Genomic DNA, 14,910 nt, shown 5'->3' with positions numbered 1-14,910 from the left:
CACTACTCTTTCGGTCATTGCTTATTATGCTTGTATCATAGCTAAATAACTTAGCGACGTCAAGCAGGAATTTTACAGAAGTTCCGCAAAGACGTCCTCGTTTTGGTTCAGGAAGTCTTCCCCAGGATGGATTTCGGTAATCTTAATGCCGTCTAGGGACCGCTGAATCAAGCCTTCAACATCAAGGTGCTGTTCGTACAAGCGGGCCTTTTTCACGCTTGGCTTAGTCTTCGGCGACGGCGGCGTAAAGACCGTACAACAGTCTTCGTACGGCAGAATTGATAAGTCATAGGTATCGATATCTTCGGCAATCTTGATAATTTCCGTCTTATCAAAGGACAGGACCGGCCGTAAAACGGGGTAGTTTGTCACGTCCTCAATTGCCATCATGCTCTCCATCGTCTGGGAAGCCACCTGGCCCAGTGACTCACCATTAAAGATTGCCAGGCCGTGGCGCTTTTCCATAATTGCCGTTGCCAAACGGAGCATCATCCGCCGCTGAACAGTCATCAAGTAACCCTCTGGAACTTTTTCCTTCACCGTTTCCTGAATTTCGGTAAACGGCACCTGGATAAACTTGATACTACCGGAGTACTTAGCCAGCTTTTCCGTCAGCTGCTTCGCCTTGGCAAGCGCCTGGGGACTGGTGTACGGCGGGCTAAAGAAGTGAACCATTTCCATCGAAACGCCCCGCTTCATTCCTAAGTAGGCGGCCACTGGCGAGTCAATTCCCCCGGAAAGCATCATCATTCCCTTGCCGGCGGTTCCAACCGGGAGCCCACCAGCGCCCTTGATGGTCTCGCTGGAGAGGAAAATCCCGTTTAAGCGAATTTCAACCCGGATCGTCAGGTCGGGATGGTGAACATCAACCTTTAGCTTGTCTGGAAACTTCTCTAACAGGTCCCCGCCCAGGCGGTTATTCATTTCAAAGGTGTCGATTGGGAAGTGGTGGTCTGCGCGCTTGGTCTCAATCTTAAAAGTCACAGGCTTAGTAACCTGTTCTTTTACCATCGCTTCAGCAGCGGCTGCAACGGCTTCAAAACTCTTTTCGACCTTAATCGACGGTGAAAAGTTTTGAATCCCGAAGACGTCCTTCAGGTGCTTCATCACTTCGTCGTAGTCAGCACCATTTAATTGGACGTGGAGCCGATCTTGCTGGGCGTGCACCTTAACCTGCTCAAAGCGGTGCAGGGCGTGGCGAACGTTGCTTCCCAAGCGGTCAATAAATGACTTTTTATTGTGCCCCTTGGTAGAAAGTTCACCGTAGCGCACCATAATTTCAGTGTACTGCAAGTGTTTACCTCCTTAGTTGTTAGTCAATAATTTTTTGGAAACCAGCGTAAAGCTGATCAAAGACCTGGTTGAACTTATCAGCATCTGCCAGGGTGTTCTGGTCACCAAGGCTAATCCGGACCGCGCTGGTAGCTTCATTTTCCGGTACCTTCATCGCGGCTAACGTCCCGGCTTCGGCATGTTTCTTTGAAGAACAAGCACTGGTGGTAGAAATGTAAATCCCCTGTTCTTCAAAAGCGTGGACAATCGTTTCTCCACGGACACCAACAATTGCAAAGCAAAGCACGTGGGGTGCAAAACCAGCATTGCGGCCAGAGAAGATGCGGACATGGTCGAACTGCTTGAGGTGGTCATAAATCCGCTCCTTGATTGCCTGCTCGTTTTTAACGGTTGCGGCTTCGTTTTCCTTCACTAAGCGGATGGCCCGGGCCATTGCGACGTCACCGGGGGTGTTTTCCGTTCCGCTCCGCATCGTCCGTTCCTGACCGCCGCCGTCAATCAGCGGCGAAAGTTTCCGACCGCTCTTGGCATAGACAAAGCCCGTTCCCCGGGGAGCGTGAAATTTATGTCCAGAAAAAGTTGCAAAATCGACCCGGTTGCTGAAGACAAGGTCATCCAAGCCCTTGCCAATCGCTTGAACCGCGTCAACCATATAGTGGACGTTGGGATAATCCTTGAGAATTTCGCCGACCTCTTTAATTGGCTGAATGGTACCAATTTCATTATTAACAGCCATGATGGAGACCAAGATGGTATCGGGACGGAGGGCGGCCTTGACATCTGCCGGGTTGATCCGCCCTTCCTTGTCAACTGGCAGGTACGTAACTTCAAAGCCCAACTCTTCTAACTGAGCCATTGCATTGCGCACCGCCGCGTGCTCCACCGAAGTGGTAATGATGTGTTTGCCAAAACGGTGCTTAGCGAGGGCGGTTCCCTTGATTACCCAGTTGTCACCCTCGGAGCCACCACTTGTGAATATAATTTCACTCGGTTTCACGCCCATTAACTTAGCAATTTGCTGTCGAGCCTGTTCCAACAAGTTCCAGGCTTCTTCACCAAAGTTATGCAGACTGCTGGGGTTCCCCCAAATTTTTTGGCTAACCGTATCATAGGTTGTCAAAACTTCAGGAGATATTTTTGTCGTCGCGCTATTATCAAAATAGATCATTGCATTTGCTCCTCTGATAATTTCATCTGACGGTCAGCAACCGGTTTGACCACCGGTAGGGTTGGTTCGACCCATTCTTAAAGCAACTTCATATTATAACAAAAAACGGCCGGGGAGCAAGCATCCCGGTCGCCAAGCCAGCCGAGTTACCCATTTTGATTGTCGCGCTGTTCCTGCCGTTGCACCAGATGCCGTACTTCGGCCTGGAGTTCCCGGTTAGCTTTTTCTAATTGATCCAGCTTGTTCAGGACCGTGGTCATCCGGTCTTTAGTATGGTCCTGAATAAAGAAGTTCGTCAGCGAACTGGTGAGGACCCCGACAAAGCCGATTCCGATAATCATTAGCAGGATAGCGGCAAATTTGCCCAAAACCGTATGGGGTGAAATATCACCATAGCCAATCGTTGTCGCGGTGGCGATTGCCCACCATAACGACCGTCCATAGCTGACGTGTTCACTGACGGAATACATGGCGGCACTAATGATCAAAATAGCAAGACTGGTATAGATGATGTAAACCAAGCCGTTAATTTTCAGAAGGCGGTTCAGTTTACCGGTCAGACCGACTAGCCGTACCAGGCGGAACACCATTACCAGGCGTCCTAAGCGTGCAACCCGGAAAAGGTTAAAGGAGGCACTAGCTGGAATAATGGAGAGCAGGTCAAAAATATTTTCCTTAAAGAACCTTTTCTTATCCTTGGCTAGGTATAAGCGACTAAAATAGTCAATCGTAAAAATCCCCAACAAAACGTTGTTTAATAGGGCTGGGTAACCCCGGTCAATGTTAATTACCGAGCCATAATCAAGAATAATTAGAATAATTGAAATCAGCGCCATAATCGCCATGCTCGATTCATAAAGTTTATTTTTCATTGAACAATCCTTCCCCCGATTGAGATTCTGGCAATGCACACCTAGAAATACCGACAAAGAAAAAGCTCGGTAAATCAACATTTACCGAGCTAACCCTATGCCCCAAACAGGAATACTATTCCTTGATATATCAACGTTTTAGGGCTATTTTTCCGCACTTTTTCCGCAGAAACTCACAGCTGGGCCAACTTGTCGATGATAAGTGTATCGTTTTTTGCCTTGTACTCATCAATCAAATATGAGTACGTATTAAGCGTTACGGTGATGTTGGAATGGCCTAACCGTTTCGATATGGCGTATATATCAACGCCTTTTCCCAGCAAGTAGGCCACATGAACATGACGTAACGAGTGGAAATGGAAACCTTGCTTTTCAATGCCACAATCGCTCATAATAGACCGTAAGCACTTGTTTAAAGCGGTGCCCGTTGGAACAGTTCCCAACACATTTTGAAATACCATAACGCTGTTATTGGCTTTTAAGTCTGCTAAGCAGTTCAGCAATTCCCGGTTAACTTTAATCGTCCGGTTGCTTGATTCTGTCTTAGTAGGTTTAAAAGCCTTTTTCTTTTCGTCCCAGGACTTGTTAACCCTAATGGTGGAATGCAAGAAGTCCACGTCTTTCCACGTCAACGCCTGGATTTCGCTTTTTCTCATCCCAGTATAGATAGCCGTTAGTATCATATAACGGCTAGTATTGTGGGGCGACAGCTTAACCAGGACACCCGTTTTTAGGGTTTGAAGTTCCCTATTGGTCAAATACTCAACTTTCCGCTCCTGGGCCTTGCTGTACACCAGCTTAACGTTATGGGTGAAGTCCTTAGTGATAATATCATCGTCAATCGCATAACCGACCGCTGACCGGATAGCATTGTTCAGTTTAGAAACACTATCCCGTGCATGGTCAGCACCATACCAGTTAATAAAGGCTTGGTAGTCTGACCGCTTGACGGCCCGCAGCCGGGTGTTACCCCAGTAGTTAGCTATCACGTTGCCGATGACCGTGTAACGGTTCTGGGTAATATCACTGATTCCGTCCTTTTCGTAAAGGTCGTACCAACGCTTATAATAGTCGGCTAGGGTAACGTCTTTTAATTGCTGATTAATAGCATTAAGTTTCTTTTCTAACGTAACAGCCGCCGCATTTGCTTCCCGTTTCAACTTGAAACAGCCAGCAGATTTTTGCCGCCGCTTGCCGTCCTTGTCTCGCCACTCAGCAACGCCGTAGTAGCCGTTTTTGCCTTTTCTCGTATAACTCATATAATCGTTCCTTTCGTCCGCACAGCTCCCCAGCGTGGCTAATTGAAAGGACGTTTTTTTTTATGAGCGGGCCAGTCCGGACGCTTACCCGGTCTAGCCCATGATATGAAAATAAAGTGGTGTTAACGGTGCATTTATGAGTAGTGATAACAGTAGCAATAGCAGTAGTGCAATCATCCCCAGCATTGAGGGGATGAATTACTAAAAAATACTATATGCAACGCCTAGCACTTAACGGCTGCTACCTCAGAAAACCTCAGCTATATACCTGCTATATTCAGCTATCTAACTAGCTATATCAGCAGGAAACCAACAGAAAGCCAAACGATTAAATCCCGATATATCAAGGCTTAACACATACATGAAAAGAAAGCCGAAAGAAAAACATACGAAAAGTTACGGCTGCTTGTATCGATAACTAAAAGCCCGCATCAGTCTGGGCCTTAATTGTCTGATACTGTACATCTGGGTCACCACAATAAGAACCCGCATCGTTCCATTGGGTCATACGATGGCCGTCAGTTGTGTAAGAAACGTACTCCTTAAAATTGGCAGGCGTATCAGCGGGACGTTGGTCTTGTCCACTGTTATTACCGCCAGCTTGTGCATTCCCTTGTACCTGCTGGTTAGCACTAGATTGTTGAGTAGTGGACTGGCTAACTGCCTGCCGACTTGCCTCACTGCTAGAACTGCTGGATTGCTTTTTGCTGCTGCTTTTCTTGTGGTGCTTGACCACTTTACTAGAACTAGCCCGGCTGGAACTCGTTGCTTTATGGCTGGAACTATTACCACAGCCAGCAAGGCCACCGCACAGCAGAACGGCAGCACAGATTAAACCCATTTTTTTCATTTTGAAATCTCCCCTAGTAGCTTTTAACGTCAATCACGCTTGGACGTATTAAATTAAAAATATAGTGACCCCCAAAATAACTATGGCTCAAAGTAATCATCGTCACCTTGTATATTGCCGATTGCAGAGCCTAATTCATCTATTTTTTCGTTGTAATAACCGATTATATTTTCAAATAGATTTTCAAATTGTTCATGCAAAACTTTGTCTTTCTCGGGGTCATCATTAAAGCGCATTTTTTTCAACTCATTCATCGTCGTTTCATACGGGTCAACACGTTCATAGCTCAGACCTTGAATATAACTTGTACTCACACCAAAAAAATCTGCTAGTTTTTCCCAAATTTCAAGTTTAGGGTTTCGTTTTTCTGTTTCATATTGGCTTAATGTATTATCACGGATTCCTACTTTGTGGCCTAACTCCTTAAGGGTTAGGCCCTTTTCTTTTCTTAATTCTTTTATTCTGTTGTGATGGTGATACATACGAGGGTCAAACTCACTCATTGTCTTTCACCTCCTGTAATTGATAATAGCATTTTATCACAATAATGTGAATGTTATTCTTGACACTCACATTATTGTGAGTTAAATTAATTCACGGATATGTGAGTAAGAGAGGTGAAAATAAATGGCCGAATATCTATCAGAAAACCAAGTAATCGCAATTAAGCGCAAGCGTGGCGAGCTTAACATTTCAGTCCTGGCCCTTAGTCGTGAACTTGGATTAAGCCGCTGGACGCTAGACAACATTTTCAAGCGTAACCATCGCAAGGTGACACCAGCCACTTACAAGAAACTTAGTGATTGGCTCATTGACGAGTACGCAACTGCTGACATCAAAGACAGCACGGAAGCAGCCCAAGGAAAGTAAGGGGATGAATTCATGGCCAACGATATTAAACCAATGGCAACCCCGCCCAAGGAAGAGCGGGAAACCATTATCAGTTATGACGCATTAAGCGGGGGCTGGCATATCTATACTTGCGAACCCAAGCACGCTAGAAAGTTTCAGCAGTATGTTACTCATCCCCAACGGCAAGGGCTTAACCGGTCTAACCAGTTAATCATGCTAGAGGGTGATATAGACGGCGGGACGGTTTCAATTCGGAAGAACATTTCAAAACAGCAAAGAAAACAAATTTCTGAATTTCAAAAAGAACGACACCGCAACATGGATAAAACGCCCGCATTTTCAAATAGAGCTAGTCAGGGCTTAACAGAAATTGAGTGACCGGGTTAATTCGGTAAATTGCCCGTAAACAAAAATAACGGCTTAAAAAGCCGTTTAGAGGAAATAAATTTAATGGCTGCTCATCGTATCGTAGTCAAGCAGAAATAAGGGGATGAATTCATGACAGAAAAAATTATCGAAGAAGCAGCAAAGAAACACGACCTGGCCGGGTTGGCTGGCCTGGTATTCGTTCACGGACTGAACGAAGAACCGTACACCACCGACAAAATCATCGCAGAACATAGCGGAAATTCATTACACGCTGTAAAAGTTCTCATTTACAACCATAAACAGGATTTTGAAGACTTTGGAATTTTGTCATTTGAAATGACTAAATTACCTGGACGAGGACGACCACAAAAGACCTATCACCTCAACGAACAGCAGGCCACATTTTTAATAACCATGTTGGATAACACACCACAGGTTAAACAATTTAAAAAATCCTTGGTTCGTGAGTTTTACGCCATGAAGCAGGAATTGACCCAACGACAAATTAACCGGGCCATTGAAAAACCACAACGTAAAACTCTCATGGCTGCCGTGAAATCCTGGCCGAACGCTCCCAGACACATTTACATCAACATAACCCAACTGTTATTAAAGCGGGCCACTGGTGGAATGACCGCCCAACAAATCAAAAAAGAGCGCCACGTTAAGACGGCCCTTGATGGTCTAACCATTAAGGAACAAGCACGATATGAGCAATTGGAAAACATTGCTATCGGGCTTGTAAGTTTGAACAAGACCTGGGACGAAGTAAAAGGCGTCCTGTTATTAGCGTAGTAAGGGGATGTTTTTACATGAACGATATTTATTTAGTGCTTGCCGTTTATGACAAAAGCGACAAAGACACAGCAGTTTCACTTTATGGAGCATTTCACAGCAAAAAAGAAGCTAGGAACTATCAACAATATCTAGCAGACGCAATCACAGATGGCGACAAAGAGCCGTTTCATATCAAGCGCATTAAAAACGTTTATCCCTATGAACGGCTTATCGTTGACGAGCCAAGTGAAGTTTGATGTTTGGAGGTAGCAGCATGGATATTGGATTGAACCTACCGCCAGAGCTGGAAACGTCAATCAACGCTACTGTTTCCGCTGCCGTCAAAAAAGCCGTTGAGGACACCAAGCGGGCCAACAGTTACCCGCCTTACATGAACCAACGGCAGGCGGCCAAGTACCTAGGAACATCCCCCGCTACCGTTATCAGGTGGGAAAAAGCGGGCATTGGCTTTCCAACCATCACAATCGAAGGCAGCAAGCATTACAGCAAGGCGGCCCTTGATGAGTGGATGACCAAGCAGCAAGCCCGGCAAGATTAAGCACAACTCCCCAGCGTGCAACGAAAGGACGTACAACATCATGAAACTACTAGCAACGATTGACCATCGTATATTGTCATTCTGGGACACAGCACCCGGCGAACGGGTCTGGGCGTACCTAGCAACATTCGTCCCGCTAACCGCCCTCGCCTGTTCTGCAATCAGTGAATTTATTGGAGGTTAAGCATATGCAACAACTAGATAACGAAGAAAAGAAAGTTTTAGCCCTGCTGCCAAAAGGAATTGACCGGCCCCGTCCATTGCGTGAACTGGTCAAGCTGACCGGCTGGACTAACCGCAAGATTCGGGCCACCATCTACCGCTTAATTGTTGTACATCATCAGCCAATTGGTGCCGTGTACCAACGGCCAGACAACGGTTATTTCATCATCACGAATGACAAGGAACGACAGCAAGCACTAGCGCCCCTCACATCGCAAATTGCCATGATGAGCAGGCGGGCGCAGGTAATTGGCAACGCTGAATTAGGGAATGAAGAATAATGTTCAGACAAAATAAAAAAGCCGCTAATGCTGACTAACTACCACATCAAACAGCATTAACAGGCTCAAAACATAAGCATTGCAACGGTTCCCCGCTGCTTTGCTTATTCTACCATGTAATTTTTAATCAATCACGGGGACAACATCCCCACACTAGGAGGAATAAGACAATGACTAAAACAGAACACCAAGTAGAGGCAACTTCAATCAGTATTGAAACGCTCAACGGCTTAGCTCAAACTATCAACGACTTAGTTTCTGAGGAGCAGGAATTATTTTCTATTTCGTCCGGTAATGAAAGCCTAGGGTTTAAACTCACCGCCCTATCATCAGCCATCGTTGAAATGGCAAAGAAAGCCAACCGGCAAAATGACGTAGTCGCTAAATCCTTATTAATGGAGTACCACAGCACGGACGGTGAAAAAGAATGCAAGTAATCACGTTGACAGCACCAGACGGCCACCGGGAACGCTGGGACATTAAAACCACCTACCTTGCTTTAAAGTTCTGGTATGGCTATTTGAGCGACCCTGACCGGGTATCATGCAACCAATTAGCTAAGGATATTCGCCCTTTCGTTGGGGATGACGTTCACCAAGTCCACGTATTCTTAATTTACGTGCAATCTATCAAGTTAGGACTATTTCGGGAACTCTCACAGCTAACTAGGAACCAGGATAGCAACGTGGCCCGCCTGTATTTCATCATGAAATCACTAGCCGGCAATTACCCAGTGAAGATACACAAGGACGGCGAACGGGGCCAGATTCTGAATGACATTCAGGAAGTGACCGGCGGCAGCCAAAAGAAGTTAAACCAGCTCATTGAATTACTAGGTTTATTTGTTGATGGATATTTGAGCTATAAGAGTTTGGAGGTTGCCTAATGAAAGCAGGAGTAATGGTAAGTAAAAGATTTATGACTAGTTATTTATACGTAAGCATGAGCACACCAGCCAAGCTCCTATATATTGCATTGGCGCTTGCCAGTGATAAAGATGGCAATATCAGCAATAACCACTTACAACTGCCTAATCGTTTTTCAAGGGCCACACCGAACACCTATCAAGAATTAATAGACAATGAATTAATCAGGGCAACCCCGAACGGTTATCAAGTTGACGTTGTTATTTGTGGAATGTAAGGAGGTGGCAATAGATGGCAAGGCGTAGAATGCTAAATATTGATTTAATTCTGGACGATAACTTTACACAGGAACTATCGCTTGAAGCCCAAAATATGTATATCTATTTGAATATGCTGGCGGATGATGATGGCATAGTTGGACACCTTAAACGGCAGCTAAGAATGCTTAGTAAAAGTGCTGATAGCGTGAACGAACTAATCAATCATGGCTATGTACTAGAGTACGACCCTCAAACACTAATTATCACCGATTGGTTGGTTAATAATCATATACGGGGAGACAGGTACACACCTAGCCTTGAAGATGATTGCCGTAGTGCCCTATTCATTACCTATGATTGGCGCTATTCATTAAGCGAAGGTAACGAAAAAGTATTCACCTCTTACACCAGTTGGCTAAACAATGAGCGTAAAGTAAATGGACAAAGATTTGACCGAGTAAGCAAGCAAGAATTGAAACAAATTGCCAAAGAAATACACACACGGCCAAACACTGCCTACCCTAGTACAAGCCTGGGACAAGGTGGTGACAACTCTGGGACAGACCTGGGACAAGGTGGTGACAACACTGCTACCTCAGTGTCAGTACCAGTAGCAGTATCAGGGTCAGTATCAGTACCAGGTGCAGTACCAGTGTCAGTATCAGGGTCAGGTATAGGTTTAGGTAAAGGTACGTATACTGCTACAACTTCTTCTAATGGGGGTATGGGGGAAAATGCTTCTTTTGGTGCAACTTCTACTTCCACTGTAGATAATAATGCTACTAGGGAGAATGGAGTAATCACTGGAGAAGATAGTGGAGTAACAACCAGCAGCAACGAAACAGAAATCAATTATCTTTTTGACTACCTGAATAACTTGTTTGATGGTGATAACATCCCCACAGATAACGAACGGCTCAACAAGCTATTTGACACCCTACTAGACAAGTACCGCCCAGAGTTCATTCAACAAGCCCTTGAACAGTTAGCCAACACCCTAGGCGCTAAATATCCTATCGCCAATGTTCAGCAAGCATTAATTAACCACCTGGACGACACAATAAAACAAGTTATGACAGCACAGGACGAAGAATAATCGCATAGGCAGATTAGACACCCCTATAAAAAGCAATTCCGAGATTTCAGAGGCCCTAAAAGCCCACATTTCTAACATCCTAAAAAGCAATCGGACATTTCGGACACCCTATAAAGAACTTAGACATTTGAGACACACAAAAAGAAAGGACTGATATTCCATGAACGAACTTAACAGCATAAAACGAGTTAATAAAATCCTGGTTCAGATAGCAGAGAACCAAGACCAACTGAAACGACTTAATGAACTCAACGACCAATGGGCCACGAATTGCCAGCAGTTAGAAAAAGGCTTTATCAAAGTTCCATTTACCAAGTACCGGTTATTCGATGACCTAGGAATTGTTAAACACCGTATCCCTACCCTGCTAGAACGTGACCGGCAGTTAGTAGACAGTTATAACAAGTTGCTAAAGCAGTTCAAAGACCTGGCCGCATTCATTAACGAGGAAATCGACCAACTGGCAGGCGACAATGGAATAGCTGTTAACGGTAACTGTTTCGATAAGCTCAGCCAGATAATAAAGACGCTGAACATTGGGGAGCGTCCTTATATTCCTGACTAACCACCGAAAACAAACATCCCCAAACCGTTGTTATATCAACAATAGTCTGGGGATAATTTTGTTTTTTCGGCGGTAAAGGACTAAAAAACGTAGTCAATAATTTTTGGCAGCATGAACGGATAAGCATACCCTTTTATCAGGAATAGCCCTCTTGCTTTAAAATTGGCCGATTTTAAAACGAATAATGGGCAAGCAATATAATTTATCGTTTCAGGCTTAAAATGCATCAGCGAGCTTTAAATGGCAAATTAGAGCATAGGCAAAAATAAAAGCAAGCCCAAAGCTGGAACTTGCTAATCACCATCGGCATTGTCTAGGTCTTTAAACAACTCATCAACCGAGCTGAAAGACTTGTAATTGCCCTTACAGTATTCATCTAGTGAACGGTCAAGGCTTGGCATAAAAGCACCTCAAGACTAATTATAGCAATCTAGGATAAGGAGTTGAACAATATGGGCTGGTATCGTGGCCACCCTGTCATTAAGCGGCGCAGTTTAGCGCAGTGGATGGCAGACAGTAAGAAAGATTATCATTTCAGAGTTAGGAACAAGGACGAAGCAGACCCAACGGTTGTTAGTTTCGTGTTCTCTGACGGAGTAAAGAAAGACCGGCGGTTATATTGTGCCTGCCGTGTCCTTTACGAGCATTACCAAAGATATTGCCGGCAGCAGGAATTAAAGCCGCTCAGCAATCGACAATTCAAGGCCAACATGGAGCTACTGGGATTCGTATACCAGAAACACAAACGCTTTTATGCTGGCTATCGAAGTAACCGGGTAACAACTGCCTACAAGAACATTGGTCTAGTTCATAAGCCGGATTAAATTGTTGGATAAAATATCCCAATTGTAGTTGGTGAAATGTTCCATGCTTTTCACAATTATTAAAAGTCCCTTAAACGCTGGTTTAACAATAATTCTTGCTGAAAATCATTGTGCAAAATTGGACATTATCGGGGATGTTTGTAGTTAAAAGAATGTTAGGAAATGTTAACGTTGTTAGTGGTTCCGTAGTTAACAAAAGCTAACATTGTGACACGTAACGTAGTTAGACGGGAGTTGATAACATGATTTTATTCTTTGATGGTACTTACTGGCCTTATGAACTGTTGGCCCTGCTGTTGGTAGTGCTGCTTGCTGGTTTAGTCATTCGCTGGCACCGTAAATAATACTGGATGTTGGTGAGATTCGTAGCTAACAATCATTGATTGTGACTGATTGCTGACAAATGTTGACACAGCAAACAATAGCAGCGATTATCAGGAGCAATAAGAAGCAATAATCGGCCGCTTTTAGCTGCTATGTTTGTACACGCAGAACCTAACAAAACTTAACTTTTTGCCCACGTTCGTAGTTAAAACGACCATCATACAAAAAAAGCCCCCGCTTAGAAATAACGGGGGTTAGATTATTTTAAACGTTGGAACGGACAACGACTTTTACACGCAATAAATTCCAACAATTGTTGATAGGGGATGTTTTTCAATGCTGCTGGTGGGGGCTATTCTGGTGCTGATATTCAAACGGTAGCAATTAAAAAAGCCCGCCGCCTTTATCATCAGCAACGGGTACAATTTACGTTGAACAGTCTTAGTATAACAAAAAGACGCCACACAGGCGCCCTTGAGGTATTTATAAAAGCAAATCTATTTTATTGGAGTGGTGTTATTGTGTCAATCATCCCCACCATTGATAAAAAAGCAGCTAGTCGGGAAGCCAAAGCATACCTAAAGCAATATCACGACTGGGAATTAATGGCTCACCGGATATATATCGCTAATAGTCTTGACCTTGTTAGTCAAGAGCTGGAGGAAACACACCAGCGGGCCATTTATGAGTGTAACGAACGTCTAAAAGTTATTGACACTATTAAGCAGGACAACGTTACTAGCGGCTTAATACTGTTTTATCGGTTCCTAATGGGCTACCGGGTCAGACGCACCCTAGACAAGTTGGCAGCCCGTCACGGTGTCCACATCAACGAGCGAGAACTATCACGACAGCAGCGACAAGGCTTGTTAAGAGCTTATGAACTCATCCCCCAGGAACAAACCAGGCTAGTCAAATAGCCATATACTCGTGACCATCATAGCTATATAATTAAAGCATGGTTAGCGCTGGGGAGTAGCTACCCTTGTACTGCCTAGACAGTCTACAAACAGGACAAGGTACCCTGCTTTCTACACTTAATCAAAGTAGACGAGGGGGCGGTTATCGTGTCTTTGGTTTGTCTCTACTTGTTCAAGGGGACGCCTTGACTATTACGCTAACTATTACTAGCGCTAAAGTATTCGGCGGCGTTATCGCTGTTATTGTTACCACGATAATAGCAATAAAAAAACGCCTTAAATAAGGCGCCCTAAAATAACAAGTAGACTGTCGGGCGTTAGGTGTTGCGACCACCTAGCGCCTTTTTACATAGTTCATTATAACAAACTCATCCCCGCAAGCAAGACAAAAACGTTACATACGTTTTCCAGCGTTCCATTATATGGCAAAAGGACGACCTAGCAATAATGGCAGATTATATCAAGAAACGGCAGCAAGAACTAAACGACCAGGACAACTAGCCAATCGGGTTAGCTGTCTTTTTCTTTATCGGTGTAACTTGTCCCTGCTTTGCACTGATAATTAACTGATTGCACTAAAAAAGCGCACCATTTCTGGAACGCCCCTCATAAAAACTAACAGGCCAATTATACCATCATCAAAAGCACAAAAAAGACGGCCCTCACATAGCCGCCTTTTACTGTTCAAAAATTGAACTCACAATAAACCCAATACCCGTTAATTATAGCATGGCAGGTTAACATCCCCCAGCAACTAAAAAAGCCCTCAATCGGTTTTACGGATTGCATGGGCTGACAATCCCGACACCCTAAAAGCAATCGCCAGCAATTAGGGGATGATTTTTCCGCACCCTTTTCCGCAGAGCAAAATAAAAAACCGCCCAAACAGGCGGCCCACGCTGGGAAGAAGTTATTTAGTTTTTTCCGCACTTTTTCCGCAAATTGGGTGTTAAATACGTTTTTCAGCGTTTCATGAAAAATAAAAATGCCTTTATATCAACGTTTTGCAATGATATAAAAGCACGAAAAACATATAAAATGCCCCAAACAGGATTCGAACCTGTACATGGAAACCCATACAACGACCTGAACGTTGCGCGTCTGCCAATTCCGCCACTGGGGCATCGCTATTTAGTTGTTATCAATCAGACAACAATAATTATTATACTGATTCCCAGAAAAATTGCAAGCAGTATTTTGCATTAATTTATTATTTTTTGAAAAAATGACTTCCCCCGTTCCTCCAGCACTGGATGAGGCCGCTGCTTTCAGGTCGGTCAAATACCACTTCCGCAACAGTCGTCCCACCCGCCAATGACTTGCTATTTAAAACAGTAAAAGGCCGGGTTTCTACCCAGCCTTTTACTCATACGGAAGGAATCTCGCCACTTTGCACTGGAACTGATTAATTAACTATCTTTGATTCTAAACTTCCGCAAAGTCGCTTTTTTACCGCCCTTCAAGCGCACCCTGGTGACCACAACTGTTAAAAGATAAACGCTAAACGATATTTCAGGTCACACTTACGTTGCTTCTGCCTACTCCTTAACTTC

Annotated in this window: 19 protein-coding genes, 1 tRNA gene and 1 other annotated feature (1 of these 21 running past the window's edge); of the genes, 13 read left to right on the top strand and 7 right to left on the bottom strand. The window is 44.4% G+C overall.

What is annotated here, in order from left to right; genetic code table 11:
• Nucleotides 1-27, bottom strand: a binding site (T-box leader); it reaches 184 nt to the left of the window's first position.
• 45 nt (nt 28-72) lie between these two features.
• The 6 genes from thiI to N4599_RS09665 form a co-directional block, all read right to left on the bottom strand.
• On the bottom strand, nt 73-1,293 hold the full coding sequence (gene thiI / locus N4599_RS09690; RefSeq protein WP_191363759.1) for a tRNA uracil 4-sulfurtransferase ThiI: 1,221 nt from the start codon (nt 1,291-1,293) through the stop codon (nt 73-75).
• Nucleotides 1,294-1,312: 19 nt separating this feature from the next.
• Complete coding sequence (locus N4599_RS09685) at nt 1,313-2,461, bottom strand: cysteine desulfurase family protein (RefSeq protein WP_260899739.1); 1,149 nt, start codon at nt 2,459-2,461, stop codon at nt 1,313-1,315.
• A gap of 146 nt (nt 2,462-2,607) precedes the next feature.
• Nucleotides 2,608-3,333, bottom strand: coding sequence for a potassium channel family protein (locus N4599_RS09680; RefSeq protein ID WP_062813027.1), 726 nt, complete (start codon nt 3,331-3,333; stop codon nt 2,608-2,610).
• A 173-nt stretch (nt 3,334-3,506) separates the two neighbouring features.
• Entirely contained in the window at nt 3,507-4,592 is a 1,086-nt protein-coding gene (locus tag N4599_RS09675; RefSeq protein WP_260899738.1) for a site-specific integrase, read from the bottom strand.
• A 418-nt stretch (nt 4,593-5,010) separates the two neighbouring features.
• Nucleotides 5,011-5,442 (bottom strand): hypothetical protein, encoded by a 432-nt coding sequence (locus tag N4599_RS09670; protein ID WP_260899722.1) that lies wholly within the window; start codon nt 5,440-5,442, stop codon nt 5,011-5,013.
• A gap of 80 nt (nt 5,443-5,522) precedes the next feature.
• Nucleotides 5,523-5,945 carry a helix-turn-helix domain-containing protein gene (locus tag N4599_RS09665; RefSeq protein ID WP_260899717.1) on the bottom strand — a complete coding sequence of 141 codons (423 nt, stop codon included), beginning with the start codon at nt 5,943-5,945 and terminating at the stop codon, nt 5,523-5,525.
• A 124-nt stretch (nt 5,946-6,069) separates the two neighbouring features.
• Between N4599_RS09665 and N4599_RS09660 the strand changes: the two genes are divergently transcribed.
• From N4599_RS09660 to N4599_RS09600, 13 genes are all read left to right on the top strand, one after another.
• A complete protein-coding gene (locus N4599_RS09660) occupies nt 6,070-6,312 on the top strand; it encodes a helix-turn-helix domain-containing protein (protein WP_260899713.1) in 243 nt (80 codons plus the stop codon).
• Between the two features lie 12 nt (nt 6,313-6,324).
• Nucleotides 6,325-6,672 (top strand): hypothetical protein, encoded by a 348-nt coding sequence (locus tag N4599_RS09655; protein ID WP_260899711.1) that lies wholly within the window; start codon nt 6,325-6,327, stop codon nt 6,670-6,672.
• Between the two features lie 120 nt (nt 6,673-6,792).
• Nucleotides 6,793-7,458: a Rha family transcriptional regulator gene (locus N4599_RS09650; protein WP_260899694.1), complete on the top strand. Its 666-nt coding sequence runs from the start codon at nt 6,793-6,795 to the stop codon at nt 7,456-7,458.
• A gap of 17 nt (nt 7,459-7,475) precedes the next feature.
• Entirely contained in the window at nt 7,476-7,697 is a 222-nt protein-coding gene (locus N4599_RS09645; protein ID WP_260899691.1) for a hypothetical protein, read from the top strand.
• A 17-nt stretch (nt 7,698-7,714) separates the two neighbouring features.
• Nucleotides 7,715-7,999 carry a helix-turn-helix domain-containing protein gene (locus tag N4599_RS09640; RefSeq protein WP_260899687.1) on the top strand — a complete coding sequence of 95 codons (285 nt, stop codon included), beginning with the start codon at nt 7,715-7,717 and terminating at the stop codon, nt 7,997-7,999.
• A gap of 188 nt (nt 8,000-8,187) precedes the next feature.
• Nucleotides 8,188-8,502 (top strand): hypothetical protein, encoded by a 315-nt coding sequence (locus N4599_RS09635; RefSeq protein WP_260899675.1) that lies wholly within the window; start codon nt 8,188-8,190, stop codon nt 8,500-8,502.
• A 170-nt stretch (nt 8,503-8,672) separates the two neighbouring features.
• Nucleotides 8,673-8,939, top strand: coding sequence for a hypothetical protein (locus N4599_RS09630; RefSeq protein ID WP_260899661.1), 267 nt, complete (start codon nt 8,673-8,675; stop codon nt 8,937-8,939).
• A complete protein-coding gene (locus tag N4599_RS09625) occupies nt 8,930-9,388 on the top strand; it encodes a hypothetical protein (RefSeq protein ID WP_260899658.1) in 459 nt (152 codons plus the stop codon). Before N4599_RS09630 ends, N4599_RS09625 begins: the two co-directional genes overlap by 10 nt.
• Complete coding sequence (locus tag N4599_RS09620) at nt 9,388-9,645, top strand: hypothetical protein (protein WP_260899655.1); 258 nt, start codon at nt 9,388-9,390, stop codon at nt 9,643-9,645. Before N4599_RS09625 ends, N4599_RS09620 begins: the two co-directional genes overlap by 1 nt.
• Nucleotides 9,646-9,659: 14 nt before the next feature.
• Complete coding sequence (locus N4599_RS09615) at nt 9,660-10,724, top strand: hypothetical protein (RefSeq protein WP_260899652.1); 1,065 nt, start codon at nt 9,660-9,662, stop codon at nt 10,722-10,724.
• A gap of 160 nt (nt 10,725-10,884) precedes the next feature.
• Nucleotides 10,885-11,289 (top strand): hypothetical protein, encoded by a 405-nt coding sequence (locus tag N4599_RS09610; protein WP_260899649.1) that lies wholly within the window; start codon nt 10,885-10,887, stop codon nt 11,287-11,289.
• A 452-nt stretch (nt 11,290-11,741) separates the two neighbouring features.
• Entirely contained in the window at nt 11,742-12,113 is a 372-nt protein-coding gene (locus N4599_RS09605; RefSeq protein WP_260899638.1) for a hypothetical protein, read from the top strand.
• Nucleotides 12,114-12,763: 650 nt separating this feature from the next.
• Nucleotides 12,764-13,357 (top strand): hypothetical protein, encoded by a 594-nt coding sequence (locus N4599_RS09600; protein ID WP_260899636.1) that lies wholly within the window; start codon nt 12,764-12,766, stop codon nt 13,355-13,357.
• 1,039 nt (nt 13,358-14,396) lie between these two features.
• Here N4599_RS09600 and N4599_RS09595 read toward each other — a convergent pair.
• Nucleotides 14,397-14,480 (bottom strand) — tRNA-Leu (locus N4599_RS09595).
• Between the last annotated feature and the right edge of the window lie 430 nt (nt 14,481-14,910).

This window comes from Limosilactobacillus oris (assembly GCF_025311495.1).
Lineage (GTDB): Bacteria > Bacillota > Bacilli > Lactobacillales > Lactobacillaceae > Limosilactobacillus > Limosilactobacillus oris_A.
The sequence above is the reverse complement of the archived record's forward strand: the minus strand, read 5'-3'. Positions and strand labels throughout refer to the sequence as shown.

What these genes read in the sequence shown, in the direction of transcription:
- N4599_RS09620 (WP_260899655.1), top strand. Translation starts at nt 9,388, where the DNA reads ATGAAAGCAGGAGTAATGGTAAGTAAAAGATTTATGACTAGTTATTTA.
- N4599_RS09680 (WP_062813027.1), bottom strand. Translation starts at nt 3,333, where the DNA reads ATGAAAAATAAACTTTATGAATCGAGCATGGCGATTATGGCGCTGATT.
- N4599_RS09670 (WP_260899722.1), bottom strand. Translation starts at nt 5,442, where the DNA reads ATGAAAAAAATGGGTTTAATCTGTGCTGCCGTTCTGCTGTGCGGTGGC.
- N4599_RS09600 (WP_260899636.1), top strand. Translation starts at nt 12,764, where the DNA reads ATGTTTTTCAATGCTGCTGGTGGGGGCTATTCTGGTGCTGATATTCAA.
- N4599_RS09665 (WP_260899717.1), bottom strand. Translation starts at nt 5,945, where the DNA reads ATGAGTGAGTTTGACCCTCGTATGTATCACCATCACAACAGAATAAAA.
- N4599_RS09610 (WP_260899649.1), top strand. Translation starts at nt 10,885, where the DNA reads ATGAACGAACTTAACAGCATAAAACGAGTTAATAAAATCCTGGTTCAG.
- N4599_RS09685 (WP_260899739.1), bottom strand. Translation starts at nt 2,461, where the DNA reads ATGATCTATTTTGATAATAGCGCGACGACAAAAATATCTCCTGAAGTT.
- N4599_RS09615 (WP_260899652.1), top strand. Translation starts at nt 9,660, where the DNA reads ATGGCAAGGCGTAGAATGCTAAATATTGATTTAATTCTGGACGATAAC.
- N4599_RS09650 (WP_260899694.1), top strand. Translation starts at nt 6,793, where the DNA reads ATGACAGAAAAAATTATCGAAGAAGCAGCAAAGAAACACGACCTGGCC.
- N4599_RS09675 (WP_260899738.1), bottom strand. Translation starts at nt 4,592, where the DNA reads ATGAGTTATACGAGAAAAGGCAAAAACGGCTACTACGGCGTTGCTGAG.
- N4599_RS09645 (WP_260899691.1), top strand. Translation starts at nt 7,476, where the DNA reads ATGAACGATATTTATTTAGTGCTTGCCGTTTATGACAAAAGCGACAAA.
- N4599_RS09660 (WP_260899713.1), top strand. Translation starts at nt 6,070, where the DNA reads ATGGCCGAATATCTATCAGAAAACCAAGTAATCGCAATTAAGCGCAAG.
- N4599_RS09655 (WP_260899711.1), top strand. Translation starts at nt 6,325, where the DNA reads ATGGCCAACGATATTAAACCAATGGCAACCCCGCCCAAGGAAGAGCGG.
- N4599_RS09635 (WP_260899675.1), top strand. Translation starts at nt 8,188, where the DNA reads ATGCAACAACTAGATAACGAAGAAAAGAAAGTTTTAGCCCTGCTGCCA.
- N4599_RS09640 (WP_260899687.1), top strand. Translation starts at nt 7,715, where the DNA reads ATGGATATTGGATTGAACCTACCGCCAGAGCTGGAAACGTCAATCAAC.
- N4599_RS09625 (WP_260899658.1), top strand. Translation starts at nt 8,930, where the DNA reads ATGCAAGTAATCACGTTGACAGCACCAGACGGCCACCGGGAACGCTGG.
- N4599_RS09630 (WP_260899661.1), top strand. Translation starts at nt 8,673, where the DNA reads ATGACTAAAACAGAACACCAAGTAGAGGCAACTTCAATCAGTATTGAA.
- N4599_RS09605 (WP_260899638.1), top strand. Translation starts at nt 11,742, where the DNA reads ATGGGCTGGTATCGTGGCCACCCTGTCATTAAGCGGCGCAGTTTAGCG.